Source organism: Devosia epidermidihirudinis, assembly GCF_000971295.1.
GTDB classification, from domain to species: domain Bacteria; phylum Pseudomonadota; class Alphaproteobacteria; order Rhizobiales; family Devosiaceae; genus Devosia; species Devosia epidermidihirudinis.
This window is the reverse complement of record NZ_LANJ01000047.1, coordinates 174608-187622: the sequence shown is the minus strand read 5'-3', so window position 1 is coordinate 187622 and position 13015 is coordinate 174608. Positions and strand designations below refer to the sequence as shown.

The following is a 13015-nucleotide window of genomic DNA, read 5'->3' as shown; positions in this document are numbered from 1 at the left end:
CCCCCTGAAGAGGTGGCGGGGCAGATCGGGCACGGGGCGCGATATCGCCAAATCCACTAGTCAGATTCCTCCCCCTGTTCAGGGGGAGGCTAGGTGGGGGTATTCTTAGCCCTACAACACGCCCTTGGTGCTCGGCACCCGGTCGGCCGTGCGCGGGTCAATCTCCACGGCCACGCGCAGGGCCCGAGCCACCGCCTTGAACATGGACTCCGCCAGATGGTGGTTATTGTCCGTGTAGAAGTTCTCGATATGCAGGGTAATCCCTGCATTCATGGCAAAGGCCTGGAAGAACTCGCGGAACAGCTCGGTGTCCATTTCGCCGACCTTGTCGCGGCTGAACTCTGCCCGGAACACGAGGAACGGGCGGCCCGACACGTCGAGCGCGGCGCGGGTCAGTGTGCCGTCCATCGGCAGATCGCTGCTGGCATAGCGGCGGATGCCCTTTTTATCGCCCAGCGCCTTGCTGATGGCCTGACCCAGCGCAATGCCCACGTCTTCCGCCGTGTGGTGGAAGTCGATGTGGAGATCACCTTTGCAGGTCACGTCCATATCGATTAGCGAATGGCGGCTGAGCTGATCCAACATGTGATCGAAAAAGCCGATGCCCGTCGCCATCTTGTGCGCGCCCGTGCCATCGAGGTTGATCGAGACAGTGATCTCGGTCTCGTTGGTCTTGCGGGCGATCGTGGCGGTACGCATGGCTTCTCTCCGGTTTCCGGCTTGCTCTAGCAGTTATGCGCAAACGCATAAAGATAGCGTTATTGGCCCCCACCACCGGGTCATCCCGGCGCAGGCCGGGATCCAGGTCCGTGGCCCGCCACACCATCCAGCTTCAGGATGATCTTCAGTATGGATTCCGGCCGAAGCCTGTCCTCGGGCGCGAAGCGACCCGGGGCCGGAACGACATCGAGCTTGTGGAGCGCCCCGCGCCCCCAACAGACGAAATGCAAAAAAACTTATCCCCGGGCACCACACCGCACGTATCCTCACCCCCATTGCCCATGCCAGAGCGCGGTCATGACGAGTGAGCGGCGTGGGGACTGCCGGGGAGTTTGGGTCGCCATTCTCCCGCATGGATGCTGACCACCAGCCCGCCCGACAGGGCAGCTGCTCGATGCGTGTGTGAAAAATCCCGGCGCGATGGCGAGATCACGGCCTCACCATACCACACTACAACCCGAGACTGCGGTCTCGCCATTGCAGCTCATCGCAAAACCGGTGTCTCCGCGACAACCGGCCCGCTGGCACGTCTGTTGCATTCTCCCCCGGCGCTCCTAAATATCACTCAACAGTTCTGGAGTACCTCCCTATGAGTGATAACAATTTCCCCGGGTGGCACGGGACGACGATCGTCTCCGTGCGCAAGGGCAACAAGGTCGTGGTGGCTGGCGATGGCCAGGTGTCCATGGGCCCCACCGTGATGAAGCATACCGCCAAGAAGGTTCGTCGTCTGGCCGGTGGCAAGGTGATCGGCGGCTTTGCCGGCTCGACCGCTGATGCTTTCACCCTGTTCGAGCGCCTCGAAGCCAAGCTCGAACAATATCCCGACCAGTTGATGCGGGCCGCCGTGGAACTGGCCAAGGACTGGCGCACCGATCGGTACCTGCGCAAGCTCGAAGCCATGATGATCGTGGCTGACAAGACCGATACCCTGGTGTTGACCGGCAATGGCGACGTGCTTACCCCCGATCATGGCGTCATCGCCATCGGTTCGGGCGGCAATTACGCCCATTCGGCCGCTTTGGCCCTACATCAGGCGACCGATCTCGACGCCGAGGATATCGCCCGCCGCGCCATGAAGATCGCCGAGGAAATCTGCGTCTACACCAATGGCAATGTGACGCTGGAAACCATCGAGCTTGGCGCATGAGCTTTGCCGTCCGCCAGCTGACACGCGCTGATGTCGATGCCTATCGGGCCATTAGGCTCGAGGCGCTGACCAATCACCCGACGGCTTTCTTCAGCACCGCTGAGGATCTGCTGCAGCGCACGTCACGCGAACTGGCCGACCTGCTCGACGCGCTGGTCTTTATCGGCGCGGTCACCCCCGAGGGCGAGCTGGTGGGCATCATGGCCTATGAACGCGGCCAGAACCGGCAAGGCCATCGCGGCTGGCTGTATCAGGTCTATGTCAAACCCCAGATGCGCGGCACCGGCTGCGCCATGGCCTTGCTCGACGCCGTTATCGAACGCGCCAAAACTGAAGTGCTGCAGCTGCATCTGAGCGTCGAGAGCCGCAACGCGCCTGCCCTTCGGCTCTACGAAAAGGCGGGTTTTGCCATCTATGGCACCGACCCGCGCTACATGTCCGTGAACGGTCGCTATGTCGACGAACACCTGATGGTGCGCTTTTTTGATGAGGCACCAGGAAAGCAGACTGAAAATGAGTGAAACCAATTTCTCCCCCCGCGAGATCGTCAGCGAACTGGATCGCAACATCGTCGGTCAGAACGACGCCAAGCGCGCCGTCGCCGTCGCCCTGCGCAATCGCTGGCGTCGCCAGCAGCTCTCCCCCGAACTGCGCCGCGAAGTGACGCCGAAAAATATCCTGATGATCGGGCCAACCGGCGTCGGCAAGACCGAGATTTCGCGCCGCCTGGCTCGTCTCGCCCAGGCCCCCTTCATCAAGGTTGAAGCCACCAAGTTCACCGAAGTGGGCTATGTCGGCCGCGACGTTGAACAGATCATCCGCGATCTCGTGGAAGCCGGCATTGCCGTCTTGCGCGACAAGCGCCGGGCCGATGTTCAGGCGCAGGCCCATCAGAACGCGGAAAACCGCGTGCTTGACGCGCTGGTCGGCACCTCTGCGACGCCATCGACCCGCGACTCGTTCCGCAAAAAGCTGCGCAATAACGAACTCGATGACAGCGAGATCGAGATCGAAATGACGCCCTCGAGCAATACGGGCGGCTTTGAGGTTCCCGGCATGCCCAATGGCGGCATTGGCATGATCAACCTCTCCGACATGTTCAAATCGGCCATGGGCGGACGCGGCGTCAAACGCAAGATCAAGGTCAAGGACGCCTATGAGCCCCTGATCGCCGAGGAAGCCGACAAGCTGCTCGATCAGGAACAGCTCAAGAGCGAAGCCATCGAGCTGGTGGAAAACCACGGCATCGTCTTCATCGACGAGATCGACAAGGTGGCTCATCGCGAAGGCGGTGCATCGGGCGGTCCATCGCGCGAAGGCGTGCAGCGCGATCTGCTGCCGCTGATCGAAGGCACCACCGTCGCGACCAAATATGGCCCGGTCAAAACCGACCATATCCTGTTCATCGCGTCAGGCGCTTTCCATGTCAGCAAGCCCAGCGACCTGCTGCCCGAATTGCAGGGTCGCCTGCCGATCCGGGTCGAGCTCAAGGCGCTGACACGCGAGGATTTCATCCGCATCCTCAACGACACCGAGGCGAGCCTGATCAAGCAGTACGTGGCGCTGATGGGCACGGAAGGGGTGACGCTCGACTTCACCCAGGACGCCATCGAGGCCATCGCCGACGCGGCGGTCAAGGTCAACGATTCCGTCGAAAATATCGGCGCACGACGCCTGCAGACCGTGATGGAACGCCTCGTCGAAGACATCAGCTTCGAGGCCCCTGACAAGCAGGGCCAAACCATCACCATCAACGCCGCCTTCGTCGCAGAAAAAGTCGGCGTGCTGGCCAAGGACGTCGACCTCAGCAAGTTCGTGCTCTAGGTCCGCTGAGGCAAACACCCTCCCTCCATCGTCACCACCGGGCTCGTCCCGGTGGTCCATCTTGCTTCTGTGCGAAGGCATGGATTGCCCGGACAAGCCGGGCAATGACGGGAGAGAAGGATAGAGCAGGGGCCCGCGATCACCTCTCCCCTGAGGGGAGAGGTCGCCCCAAAGGGGCGGGTGAGGGGTTCAACGTTGGGACCGAGCTACCGCTTCTTCCCCGACCGCCGCACCAGCTCATCGCGTAAAAACTGCAGATCCTCGACATCGAGTTTGCCGATATCGGCAGCCAGCCGATTGGTCAGCTCGGTCGCCTCGGGTACGAGACCGCCGGTATCGATCGTCACCTTGGGGTCGCTCACCTCAGCCAGGCGCTGCAACTCCTCGGCCTCATCCCAGATCACGTTGAAAAACGCGATCATGCGGTGCAGCAGAAAACCGGTCGGCACGCCGCGGCGACCATGCTCAAGCGCCGACAAGTAAGCACTCGATACATTGAGCGCCGCTGCCATTTCCTTGAGCGAAATGCCGCGTTCCTCACGCAGGGCCCGGATCTTGGCGCCAAGCGGGGTCATGCTCGGCGCAGGCGCACATACCACGCCCCCTCGCCACCATGGCCGCGTGCCGCCACGCTCCAGCCCGATACCATTGGCGACAGACTGGGCTCACTCAGCCAGATCGGCAGCATGGTGCGCAGCACGCCGCGCTGGCTCATCGCCGCCATATAGTCATTGTCGGTTTTGATGCCCTTGCCGGTAATCACCAGCACGGTCCGGTCACCCCGGGCAAAGCGGGCGTGCACAAAATGGTGCAGCGAGGCGCGTGCCTCGTTCTGCGTCATGCCATGCAGATCAATCCGCGCATCAATCTCGATGCGGCCACGACCAACCTTCTTGCGGATCGCCGGATCAACGGCCTTGTCGGGTACCGACGTTGTCGGCAGGGGCGCCTGATAGGGGGCAAGGAATGGTTGGCGCGGGGGCTTGCGCTTGGGCGGAGCCTTGGTGGGCGCCACAGGCGGCGCCTCTTCAACCGGCAGGGGCAGTGGGCCTGTGCTGAGTTTTAGCAGGCCCTTCCGACGCAGCGGATCGACCGTCGAGGCGACGGCCGTCCACAGGTGGAAATCGTGTGGCAGGCGCTTTGAGTCACGCTTGGACATGGCAATGAGACGCGCCTGCCTAAGGGGATCAGTCGAGCTGGCTTGTGGTGACGACTTTCCAGTTCGGATCGCGCGACTTGGGATTGCGCGCAAAGGTCCATTCATCGGCGATGGTCTGCACCTGATCGGCATTGCCGTCGATCAGATTGCCATCCTTGTCGCGGGTGGCTGAAACCACCTCTGCATGGAAGCGCACGGTCAGGTTGACGTTCTTCTTGTCGTATTCGGCCTCGGAGAATTCGATCTTTGGCAGGCCAACAAAGGTGAAGTCAACTTTCTGGCCAGCCGCCTCACGGTCCGCAATGGCGCGCTGGAAGCCGTCAAACACGTCTTTTTCCAGGAGATTCTTGAGGGTGACGCGATCGCCGGAGGCAAAAGCCGTCACGATCATTTCATAGGCCTGCTTGGCGCCATCGAGGAAGGACTTCGGGGTAAAGGTCGGATCAGCCTCGGCCACTTCCTTGAAGCCTGCCGCCAGCTCGGGATTGCCCTTGGCAAACTGTTCGATCTCGGCCTCGAGCTTGCGGCTGCGACGCTCGTCGTCAAGCTCGGGATTGCCGGCGCCGGTGGGGCGCAGCGGCACGACGGTATCTTCATTGGCCGCAGCGGGTTTGCTGCGTTCGACAGGCGGCCGCTCATTGCCGGTACGGGTGCCCAGAACTGAGCGCAGGCGAAACAGGACGAACACCGCGACGGCGATGACGATGAGGGTCGGCAGGTCGAAGAAGTCTTCCATGGGGCGTGGCACCTTGCAGAGGGCGTCCGAAAAGACGCTGGAGACGCTCGCTGAGCGCTGAATTTGACCTATATATAGGGAAAGCCTTACCCCAAAACCAGTTCACGTTGGGGCGAGTTGTGTTTTTGCTGCTGCCAACCCGGAAGGAAACCAAGACCTTGGCACGCTATTTTGCATTCGGGGTGATCCTGCTGCCCATTGTGGAGATCGCCCTGTTCATCAAGGTGGGCCAGACAATTGGCCTGTTTCCAACCTTGGCGCTGGTCATCGCCTCGACAATCGTGGGCAGCATGGTGCTGCGCCTGCAGGGGGTGAGCGTCATCAATCAGTTGCGCGGCAATGTCGCAGCCGGGCGTCTGCCGGCCAAGGCCATCGCCGATACCATGATGATGGGTCTGGCTGGGTTGCTGCTGATCCTGCCGGGCTTTTTCACAAGTTTTCTGGGGCTCCTACTGCTGTTGCCACCGGTCCGGTCGTGGATTTATGGCGGGCTCGCCAGCCGCGTGACCGTGGTCAATAGCGCCCAGTACTCGTCCTATCGCAGTGACAACGACCCGGCGATCCGGGGGCAGGGCACCATCGATCTCGATCAGGACGACTATCGTCCGAAAGACTAGGCGCGCTTGTGGGCCGCCAGCAAAGATGGTAGCCCAGCGCCCAACAATATTTCCGGCAAAGGACCAGAAAATGGCTGACGAAACCCAGGGCGGTGCTGCACCCCAGGCAAACAATCTGCCGTCAATGAACATGGTGGGCCAGTATATCCGCGATCTCTCGTTCGAGAATCCCGGTGCACCAGGCTCGATCATGTCAGGCGGCGGCAACCCGGCGTTCAACGTGTCCATTTCCGTGGCCGTCAAGAAGCAGGCTGACGACATCTTCGCCGTCGAGCTCACCCTCAATGCCAAGGCCAATCGCGAACAGGCTCTGCTGTTCAATGTCGAGCTGGTCTATGGCGGCGTGTTCCGTCTCAAGAACGTGCCAGAGGCTCAGATGAGCCAGCTGCTGATGATCGAATGCCCACGCCTGATTTTCCCATTTGCGCGTCAGGTTCTCGCCAGCGTCACCCAGCAGGGCGGCTTCCCGCCACTGATGATGGAGCCCGTGGATTTCGCCACCATCTATCGTCAGAACCTGGCCGCGCTCGCCGCCAAGCAGGCCGCTCCGGCAGCCACTGACGCAGTCGATACCGACAAGCCGAACTAAGCGTTCAGCCAGAAGCATTCGAAAGACCCCGGATCAACGTCCGGGGTTTTTTTGTTGCACGGTGGTCAGCTCGGTCTCGTATTGAGCCCAGATCGCATCGGCCCCCATGGCGGCAACCAGCGCAGCATGCGCCTCGCGCTCAGCCGCCGAAATGCGCGAGGGCAGGGCAATTGGTCGCCTGGCGGCAATCGCCTGCGCAGCAATGCCATCGGCGCCCGATACGGTGCTTTCCGCGATCAATGCCAGGCTCACCTGCTTGCCGCCGAGCAATTCAAGATAGACCTCGGCCAGGATTTCGCTATCGAGCAGCGCCCCGTGCAGAGTGCGGCGGGAATTGTCGATGCCATAGTGCTTGCAGAGTGCATCGAGGCTAACCCGGGCCCCGGGATGCTTCTGGCGCGCCAGCATCACCGTGTCGATCACCGTATTGGTCAGCCGGCCCTGGCCAGCTTTTTCCAGCTCGGCATTGAGAAAGCCCATATCGAACGGCGCATTGTGGATGACCAGCGTGGCATCGCCAATGAAATCGCGGAATTCCCCCGCAATGGCGGCAAACAGCGGCTTGTCGGAGAGGAATTCCTCGCTCAGCCCATGCACCCGGAACGCCTCTTCCGGCATCGACCGCTGCGGGTTGATATAGATATGGTAGTTTTTGCCCGAGGGAATGTGGTTGATCAGCTCGACGCAGCCGATTTCGACCAGACGATCACCCTGCTGGGGCGACAAACCGGTAGTTTCGGTATCGAGCACAATCTCGCGGTTCATTGTTCTGGCCCTCTGGCTCGGATCCCAGCGACCAATGCGGCGACCATCTCCTCGATCGTGGTGACCGGCAGGCTGGTGTCGAACACATAGGTGGCGCGATCCTTCTTTTCGGCCTGCGGCAGCTGGCGGGCAAGGATGGCGTCCAGCTTATCCACGGTCATGCCGGGCCGGGCGAGGGCCCGTTGGCGCTGGATGGCCGGATCGACCCAGCTCACCGCGATGGCGTCAAAGCCATAGTCATGGCCACTTTCAAAGAGGAGTGGGACTTCAACTACGGCCAAAGCCGCGCCGCCGCGCTCGGCGCTATCCATGAAATCGGCAATCGCAGCCCGCACCAGGGGATGCACCACCGCCTCAAGCGGCTTGAACCCGGCCGGATCGGCCGCCAGGCGCGCCGAGAGTTTCTGGCGGTCAATCACGCCATTGCTGGCGACCCCGGGAAACAATGCCTCGACAGGGGCAACAGCGTCCCCGGCATAGAGCTCGGCAACAATCGTGTCAGCGGAAATGGTGGGCACACCAAGATCGGCAAAGGCTTTGAGCAGGGTGGATTTGCCCGTAGCGATGGAGCCGGTAATGCCAATCCGCCACATGATCAGTGATCCAGCGTGGCTTCGATGCGCGCTCGCAAGTCGGTAGTCACACGAGGCCGCACGCCAAACCAGGCCTCAAAGCCCGGCACGGCCTGATGCAGCAACATGCCCAGACCATCCACGGTCTTGAGGCCCAGCGCCTTGGCATCCGCCAGGAGTGGCGTTTCCAGCGGCACATAAACGATATCGGTGACAACAGCGGTGTCGGGCAGCAATGCCAAATCCAGATTGTCGAACCGCGTGCCGTGCATACCGACCGAACTGGTATTCACCACCAGTCTGGTGCGGGGTGCGATTTCGGAAAACTCGGCAAAACCATGCGCTGTGACGCCATTGCCCAGCTCTGCGGCCAGGCGTTGTGCCGTTTCCAACGTGCGATTGAACAGGTGAATATGCTTCACCCCACGGCTTTGCAGCGCCACGAGGATGGCGCGGGCGGCCCCACCGGCGCCCAGCACCACGGCGTGTTCGAGCGCATCGGACCAGCCCGGTGCCCCGGCATCAAGATTGCCCAGAAACCCCAGATAATCGGTATTGGTGCCGTGCACCTTGCCGTCCTGCGTCACCAGCGTATTGACCGCACCAATGGTGCGGGCCAGCGGATCTACGCTGTCGCACAGCGCAAACACCGCTTCTTTGTGCGGAATGGTGACATTGCCGCCGGCAAATTCCCCAGCGCGCAACCGCTCAAAAAAAGCCGACAAATCCCCGGGTGCCACATCGATGGCATTATAGGTGCCATCGATGCCGTGTTCGGCCAGCCAGGTGCCATGAATGAGGGGGGAGCGGGAATGATTGATCGGGTGACCAATAACAAAGGCGTTTGTGGTCACGGAGTGGTTCTCGCCAGCGTCTCGGGGGCAAAGCTGCGCAGCGCTTCCAGCAATGGCAGCAGCGGCAGACCCAGAATGGTGAAGTAGTCGCCCGATACCGTTTCGAAGAGACGGATCGATGGCCCCTCGAGACGATAGCCGCCAACCGACGACAGAATGGTATCGCCTTCACGGTCCAGTACGTCGTCCCGTTCGGCCTCGGTAAAGCTGCGCATAGTCAGCTCGGCCGTCTGGATATCGGACCACAGGATGTCGCCATCCTGCACCAAAGCCACCGCGGCATGCAGACGATGGGTCTTGCCGGCCAGACGGTCCAGTTGTGCCACAGCATCGTCGCGGCTGGATGGCTTGTGCAAAAGCTCAGTGCCCAAAGCCAGGGTCTGGTCGGCCCCGATCACAAAGGCGCCCGGATGGAGCGCCGCGATGGCACTCGCCTTGGCCTGGGCGAGCAAGAGCGCGACGTCGCGACCATCACCGCCAGCCTCGATTGCGGCGGTTTCGATGGCTCGCTCGTCGAGGTCAGCCGGTGCGGTGGAAAACACCAGTCCGGCCTGCTCTAGCAGGGCTTTGCGGGTGGTGCTCTGGGATGCAAGGATCAACATGGGACCATGTTTTCCACACTGTCATCCACAGCTCAAGCCCGGGCTGTGATAATGACTCATGACTTTTGCGTTTCGTCAAACTTGTTCGACTTGGTCATTAAAACATTAACAGCCTGGCCCCGGGGGTGGCTTGGAGGGGGCTTGGGATAGCTCTGGGGATAAGTCAGTTTCTGGTTACCCGGCTCGCCAAGCGTTTTTGCACAGCAGGATTCGAATCGTTGACTCGGGAGTCGTCGGGTTAATCTCTCGTTAACTCTTATGAACGCGCCGTTAACGAAGGTTACCAGAGTCTGAATTAACACCTCGTTTACTTTTGGATGCGCGCTTGTGCCGCCACAGGTCCCGATTGTGGATCGCCATGAATTCAAGCAAAACACCGCAATGATAATGAAGATACTAAGACAAAGAGTCTTTTCAGGGGTTTGGAAGGGATCAGAACAGTGACCGTGGGAACCACCAAGCCACTTCTCGCCACAGTGCTCGGACAACGTCAGGAACGTCCACCGATCTGGATCATGCGTCAGGCTGGACGCTACCTGCCTGAATATCGCGAACTGCGCACCAAGGCGAAAGACTTCCTCGAGCTCTGCTACACGCCAGAACTGGCGACGGAAGTCACCCTGCAGCCCCTTCGTCGTTTCGATCTCGACGCTGCGATCCTGTTCTCAGACATTCTGGTCATCCCAGATGCGCTTGGCCAGGCCGTGCGCTTTGCCACTGGCGAAGGTCCATTGCTGGAGCCGGTGACGGCTGAGAGCATCCATGGGCTAGGAGTGGAAGGGGCTCTCGATCATCTGGCGCCGGTCCTTGAGACCGTGCGTCGGGTGAGAGCAGCACTGGCACCCAACAAGACCCTGATCGGCTTCTGTGGCTCTCCCTGGACCGTGGCGACCTATATGATCGGCGGTCGGGGATCGCCCGATCAAGCAGCGGCACGCCTGTTTGCGCTGCAGCATCCCGAGGCCTTTGCCAAGCTGATCGATATTCTTGTCGAAACCAGCATCAACTATCTGGTGGCTCAGTTTGAAGCGGGCGCGGATGTCGTGCAGCTGTTTGAAAGCTGGGCGCTCAATCTCGACGACTGGGCTTTCCAGGAGCGTGTCATCGAGCCAAACCGGCGGATCGTTGAGGGTGTGCGGGCGCGCGTGCCTAATGCCCCGATCATTGGCTTTCCCCGCGGCGCTGCGGCCAATATCGCGGCCTATGTTGCGGCCACCGGGGTCAACGCGGTGGGTCTCGATTACGCCACCCCGCCCAGCTTTGCCGACGGGCACCTGCCAGGCCATGTGCCGGTGCAGGGCAATCTTGATCCGCTGCGGCTCGTCGCTGGTGGGGCTCAGATGGAAGACCGGGCGCGCGAGATCATTTCAACCTTCGCCAACCGCCCGCATATTTTCAATCTGGGCCATGGCATCGTGCCGGAAACGCCGATTGCCCACGTTGCCCGACTGGTCGAACTGGTCAAAGCCGGTTAAACCGCCGCTGAACTGTTGAGGAGTTCGACACCATGGAATGGGTCAAGGCGCTACACGTCATTTCGGTCGTCTGCTGGATGGCAGGCATGTTCTACCTGCCGCGTCTGTTCGTTTATCATGCGGTCACCGAGATTGGTTCGGACAAGTCCGAGACGTTCAAGGTGATGGAGCGCCGACTCTATCGGGGCATCACCACCCCGGCCATGATCGCCACCTGGGTCTTCGGTCTGTGGATGATCCATCTCGGCATGGTCGACTGGAGCGCCGGCTGGCCCTGGGTCAAGGCGGTGGCTGTTATCGCCATGTCGGGTGTTCACGGCATGCTCGGCAGTTCGCTGCGCGCCTTCAAGGAAGACCGCAATATCCGGACCCAGAAGTACTTCCGCATCCTCAATGAGGTGCCGACCGTGCTGCTGATCGTGATCGTGATCGCGGTTATCGTGAAACCCTTCTAAGTCCTGTTTCACGTGAATCTGTGGGTTCGCTGGTGGTTTGGTTCTTGAAACTGCCAGCGGATCACGCTATGTGATTTTGAAAGCACCCCCTATTTTGGCTGACCGCCCGGTCGCTGCGCGGTGCTCTATCCCTCCCAAATATCGCCTATTCGACGATTCTGATTTCCCTGAAGGGTCATCCGCTACATGCAGAATATGAAGCTCAGCGAGCTCAAGGCCAAGTCTCCGGCCGAATTGCTGGTGTTCGCAGAAGAACACGAGGTCGAGAATGCATCGACCATGCGCAAACAGGAATTGATGTTTGCCATCCTCAAGGAGCTCGCCGCCCAGGATATCGACATCACCGGTGAAGGTGTGGTCGAAGTTCTTCCAGACGGCTTTGGGTTCCTGCGCTCCCCGGACGCAAACTACCTGCCCGGTCCAGACGACATCTATGTCAGCCCCTCCCAGATTCGCCGTTTCGGCCTGCGTACCGGCGACACGGTTGAGGGCGAAATCCGCTCTCCCAAGGATGGCGAGCGCTACTTCGCGCTGCTCAAGGTCTCCACCATCAATTTCGAAGATCCAGAGGCAGTTCGCCACAAGGTCAACTTCGACAACCTGACCCCGCTTTACCCAGAAGAGCGCCTCCGCATGGAGCTGCCCGATCCGACCATCAAGGATCGTTCGGCCCGTCTGCTCGATCTGGTCGCTCCACTGGGCAAGGGCCAGCGCGCACTGATTGTTGCGCCGCCACGTACCGGTAAAACCGTACTGTTGCAGAATATTGCACAGTCGATCGCGACCAATCACCCTGAGTGCTATCTCATCGTGCTGCTCATCGACGAGCGGCCCGAGGAAGTCACCGACATGCAGCGCTCGGTGAAGGGCGAAGTTATTTCTTCGACCTTTGACGAGCCAGCATCGCGCCACGTTCAGGTCGCGGAAATGGTGATCGAAAAGGCCAAGCGCCTGGTCGAACACAAGCGCGACGTTGTCATTCTGCTCGACTCGATCACCCGTCTCGGCCGCGCCTACAACACCGTTGTTCCAAGCTCCGGCAAGGTGCTCACCGGTGGTGTTGATGCCAACGCGCTGCAGCGTCCAAAGCGTTTCTTCGGTGCTGCCCGCAATATCGAAGACGGCGGTTCGCTGACCATCATTTCTACGGCGCTGATCGATACTGGTTCGCGCATGGACGAAGTGATCTTTGAAGAATTCAAAGGCACCGGTAACTCGGAAATCATCCTTGACCGCAAGGTCGCCGACAAGCGCATCTTCCCCGCGCTGGACATCACCAAGTCCGGTACCCGCAAGGAAGAGCTGCTGGTCGAAGGCGATACGCTCAAGAAGATGTATGTCCTGCGTCGTATCCTCAACCCAATGGGCACGATCGATGCGATGGAATTCCTGGTCGACAAGGTTCGTCAGACCAAGACCAATTCCGACTTCTTCGATTCGATGAACACCTGATGGCACAGGGCGCGCACACTTTCGCCGCCCTTGCTCGCGCCTGAT

The 13015-nt window shown here is 60.6% G+C and carries 16 protein-coding genes; 8 read left to right on the top strand and 8 right to left on the bottom strand.

Features of this window, described 5'->3' with window-relative positions; translation table 11 throughout:
- Positions 1-111: 111 nt before the first annotated feature.
- The gene (hisB, locus tag WH87_RS18650) at positions 112-699 is read right to left on the bottom strand and encodes an imidazoleglycerol-phosphate dehydratase HisB (RefSeq protein ID WP_046139542.1); all 588 of its coding nucleotides are present in this window, start codon (positions 697-699) and stop codon (positions 112-114) included.
- Between the two features lie 610 nt (positions 700-1309).
- On the opposite strand from hisB, the gene hslV reads away from it, so the two are divergent.
- From hslV to hslU, 3 genes are read left to right on the top strand one after another with little or no spacing between them, the layout of a single operon-like run.
- A complete protein-coding gene (gene hslV / locus WH87_RS18645) occupies positions 1310-1870 on the top strand; it encodes an ATP-dependent protease subunit HslV (RefSeq protein ID WP_046139543.1) in 561 nt (186 codons plus the stop codon).
- Entirely contained in the window at positions 1867-2391 is a 525-nt protein-coding gene (locus tag WH87_RS18640; RefSeq protein WP_046139544.1) for a GNAT family N-acetyltransferase, read from the top strand. Before hslV ends, WH87_RS18640 begins: the two co-directional genes overlap by 4 nt.
- Positions 2384-3694 carry an ATP-dependent protease ATPase subunit HslU gene (gene hslU, locus WH87_RS18635; RefSeq protein ID WP_046139545.1) on the top strand — a complete coding sequence of 437 codons (1311 nt, stop codon included), beginning with the start codon at positions 2384-2386 and terminating at the stop codon, positions 3692-3694. The genes WH87_RS18640 and hslU overlap by 8 nt, the downstream gene beginning before the upstream one ends.
- Positions 3695-3900: 206 nt before the next feature.
- On the opposite strand, the gene WH87_RS18630 is transcribed toward hslU, so the two are convergent.
- The 3 genes from WH87_RS18630 to WH87_RS18620 are packed head-to-tail and all read right to left on the bottom strand — an operon-like array spanning position 3901 to position 5589.
- Positions 3901-4269: a helix-turn-helix domain-containing protein gene (locus WH87_RS18630; protein WP_046139546.1), complete on the bottom strand. Its 369-nt coding sequence runs from the start codon at positions 4267-4269 to the stop codon at positions 3901-3903.
- On the bottom strand, positions 4266-4853 hold the full coding sequence (locus WH87_RS18625) for a Smr/MutS family protein (RefSeq protein ID WP_046139547.1): 588 nt from the start codon (positions 4851-4853) through the stop codon (positions 4266-4268). Before WH87_RS18625 ends, WH87_RS18630 begins: the two co-directional genes overlap by 4 nt.
- 28 nt (positions 4854-4881) lie before the next feature.
- Positions 4882-5589 carry a Tim44/TimA family putative adaptor protein gene (locus WH87_RS18620; protein ID WP_046139548.1) on the bottom strand — a complete coding sequence of 236 codons (708 nt, stop codon included), beginning with the start codon at positions 5587-5589 and terminating at the stop codon, positions 4882-4884.
- 158 nt (positions 5590-5747) lie between these two features.
- Between WH87_RS18620 and WH87_RS18615 the strand changes: the two genes are divergently transcribed.
- Together WH87_RS18615 and secB are read left to right on the top strand one after the other, a co-directional pair.
- Positions 5748-6206 carry an FxsA family protein gene (locus WH87_RS18615; RefSeq protein WP_197410857.1) on the top strand — a complete coding sequence of 153 codons (459 nt, stop codon included), beginning with the start codon at positions 5748-5750 and terminating at the stop codon, positions 6204-6206.
- 70 nt (positions 6207-6276) lie between these two features.
- Positions 6277-6795 (top strand): protein-export chaperone SecB, encoded by a 519-nt coding sequence (gene secB, locus WH87_RS18610; RefSeq protein ID WP_046139549.1) that lies wholly within the window; start codon positions 6277-6279, stop codon positions 6793-6795.
- Between the two features lie 33 nt (positions 6796-6828).
- Here secB and dnaQ read toward each other — a convergent pair whose 3' ends face one another.
- From dnaQ to WH87_RS18590, 4 genes are read right to left on the bottom strand one after another with little or no spacing between them, the layout of a single operon-like run.
- Complete coding sequence (gene dnaQ / locus WH87_RS18605; RefSeq protein ID WP_046139550.1) at positions 6829-7560, bottom strand: DNA polymerase III subunit epsilon; 732 nt, start codon at positions 7558-7560, stop codon at positions 6829-6831.
- Positions 7557-8153 (bottom strand): dephospho-CoA kinase, encoded by a 597-nt coding sequence (gene coaE / locus WH87_RS18600; RefSeq protein ID WP_046139551.1) that lies wholly within the window; start codon positions 8151-8153, stop codon positions 7557-7559. Before coaE ends, dnaQ begins: the two co-directional genes overlap by 4 nt.
- Before the next feature lie 2 nt (positions 8154-8155).
- Positions 8156-8986 (bottom strand): shikimate dehydrogenase, encoded by an 831-nt coding sequence (locus tag WH87_RS18595; protein ID WP_046139552.1) that lies wholly within the window; start codon positions 8984-8986, stop codon positions 8156-8158.
- A complete protein-coding gene (locus WH87_RS18590; RefSeq protein ID WP_046139553.1) occupies positions 8983-9588 on the bottom strand; it encodes a Maf family protein in 606 nt (201 codons plus the stop codon). Before WH87_RS18590 ends, WH87_RS18595 begins: the two co-directional genes overlap by 4 nt.
- 440 nt (positions 9589-10028) lie before the next feature.
- Between WH87_RS18590 and hemE the strand changes: the two genes are divergently transcribed.
- The 3 genes from hemE to rho all read left to right on the top strand — a co-directional run bounded on the left by hemE (position 10029) and on the right by rho (position 12970).
- Entirely contained in the window at positions 10029-11063 is a 1035-nt protein-coding gene (gene hemE / locus WH87_RS18585) for a uroporphyrinogen decarboxylase (protein ID WP_046139554.1), read from the top strand.
- A 32-nt stretch (positions 11064-11095) separates the two neighbouring features.
- Positions 11096-11518 carry a protoporphyrinogen oxidase HemJ gene (gene hemJ, locus WH87_RS18580; protein ID WP_046139555.1) on the top strand — a complete coding sequence of 141 codons (423 nt, stop codon included), beginning with the start codon at positions 11096-11098 and terminating at the stop codon, positions 11516-11518.
- Positions 11519-11704: 186 nt separating this feature from the next.
- Complete coding sequence (rho, locus tag WH87_RS18575) at positions 11705-12970, top strand: transcription termination factor Rho (RefSeq protein WP_046139556.1); 1266 nt, start codon at positions 11705-11707, stop codon at positions 12968-12970.
- Positions 12971-13015: the final 45 nt, after the last annotated feature.

Excerpts from the sequence above, each read along its gene's own strand:
- hisB (WP_046139542.1), bottom strand. The coding sequence starts at position 699 with ATGCGTACCGCCACGATCGCCCGCAAGACCAACGAGACCGAGATCACT.
- hslV (WP_046139543.1), top strand. The coding sequence starts at position 1,310 with ATGAGTGATAACAATTTCCCCGGGTGGCACGGGACGACGATCGTCTCC.
- WH87_RS18640 (WP_046139544.1), top strand. The coding sequence starts at position 1,867 with ATGAGCTTTGCCGTCCGCCAGCTGACACGCGCTGATGTCGATGCCTAT.
- hslU (WP_046139545.1), top strand. The coding sequence starts at position 2,384 with ATGAGTGAAACCAATTTCTCCCCCCGCGAGATCGTCAGCGAACTGGAT.
- WH87_RS18630 (WP_046139546.1), bottom strand. The coding sequence starts at position 4,269 with ATGACCCCGCTTGGCGCCAAGATCCGGGCCCTGCGTGAGGAACGCGGC.
- WH87_RS18625 (WP_046139547.1), bottom strand. The coding sequence starts at position 4,853 with ATGTCCAAGCGTGACTCAAAGCGCCTGCCACACGATTTCCACCTGTGG.
- WH87_RS18620 (WP_046139548.1), bottom strand. The coding sequence starts at position 5,589 with ATGGAAGACTTCTTCGACCTGCCGACCCTCATCGTCATCGCCGTCGCG.
- secB (WP_046139549.1), top strand. The coding sequence starts at position 6,277 with ATGGCTGACGAAACCCAGGGCGGTGCTGCACCCCAGGCAAACAATCTG.
- dnaQ (WP_046139550.1), bottom strand. The coding sequence starts at position 7,560 with ATGAACCGCGAGATTGTGCTCGATACCGAAACTACCGGTTTGTCGCCC.
- coaE (WP_046139551.1), bottom strand. The coding sequence starts at position 8,153 with ATGTGGCGGATTGGCATTACCGGCTCCATCGCTACGGGCAAATCCACC.
- WH87_RS18590 (WP_046139553.1), bottom strand. The coding sequence starts at position 9,588 with ATGTTGATCCTTGCATCCCAGAGCACCACCCGCAAAGCCCTGCTAGAG.
- hemJ (WP_046139555.1), top strand. The coding sequence starts at position 11,096 with ATGGAATGGGTCAAGGCGCTACACGTCATTTCGGTCGTCTGCTGGATG.
- rho (WP_046139556.1), top strand. The coding sequence starts at position 11,705 with ATGCAGAATATGAAGCTCAGCGAGCTCAAGGCCAAGTCTCCGGCCGAA.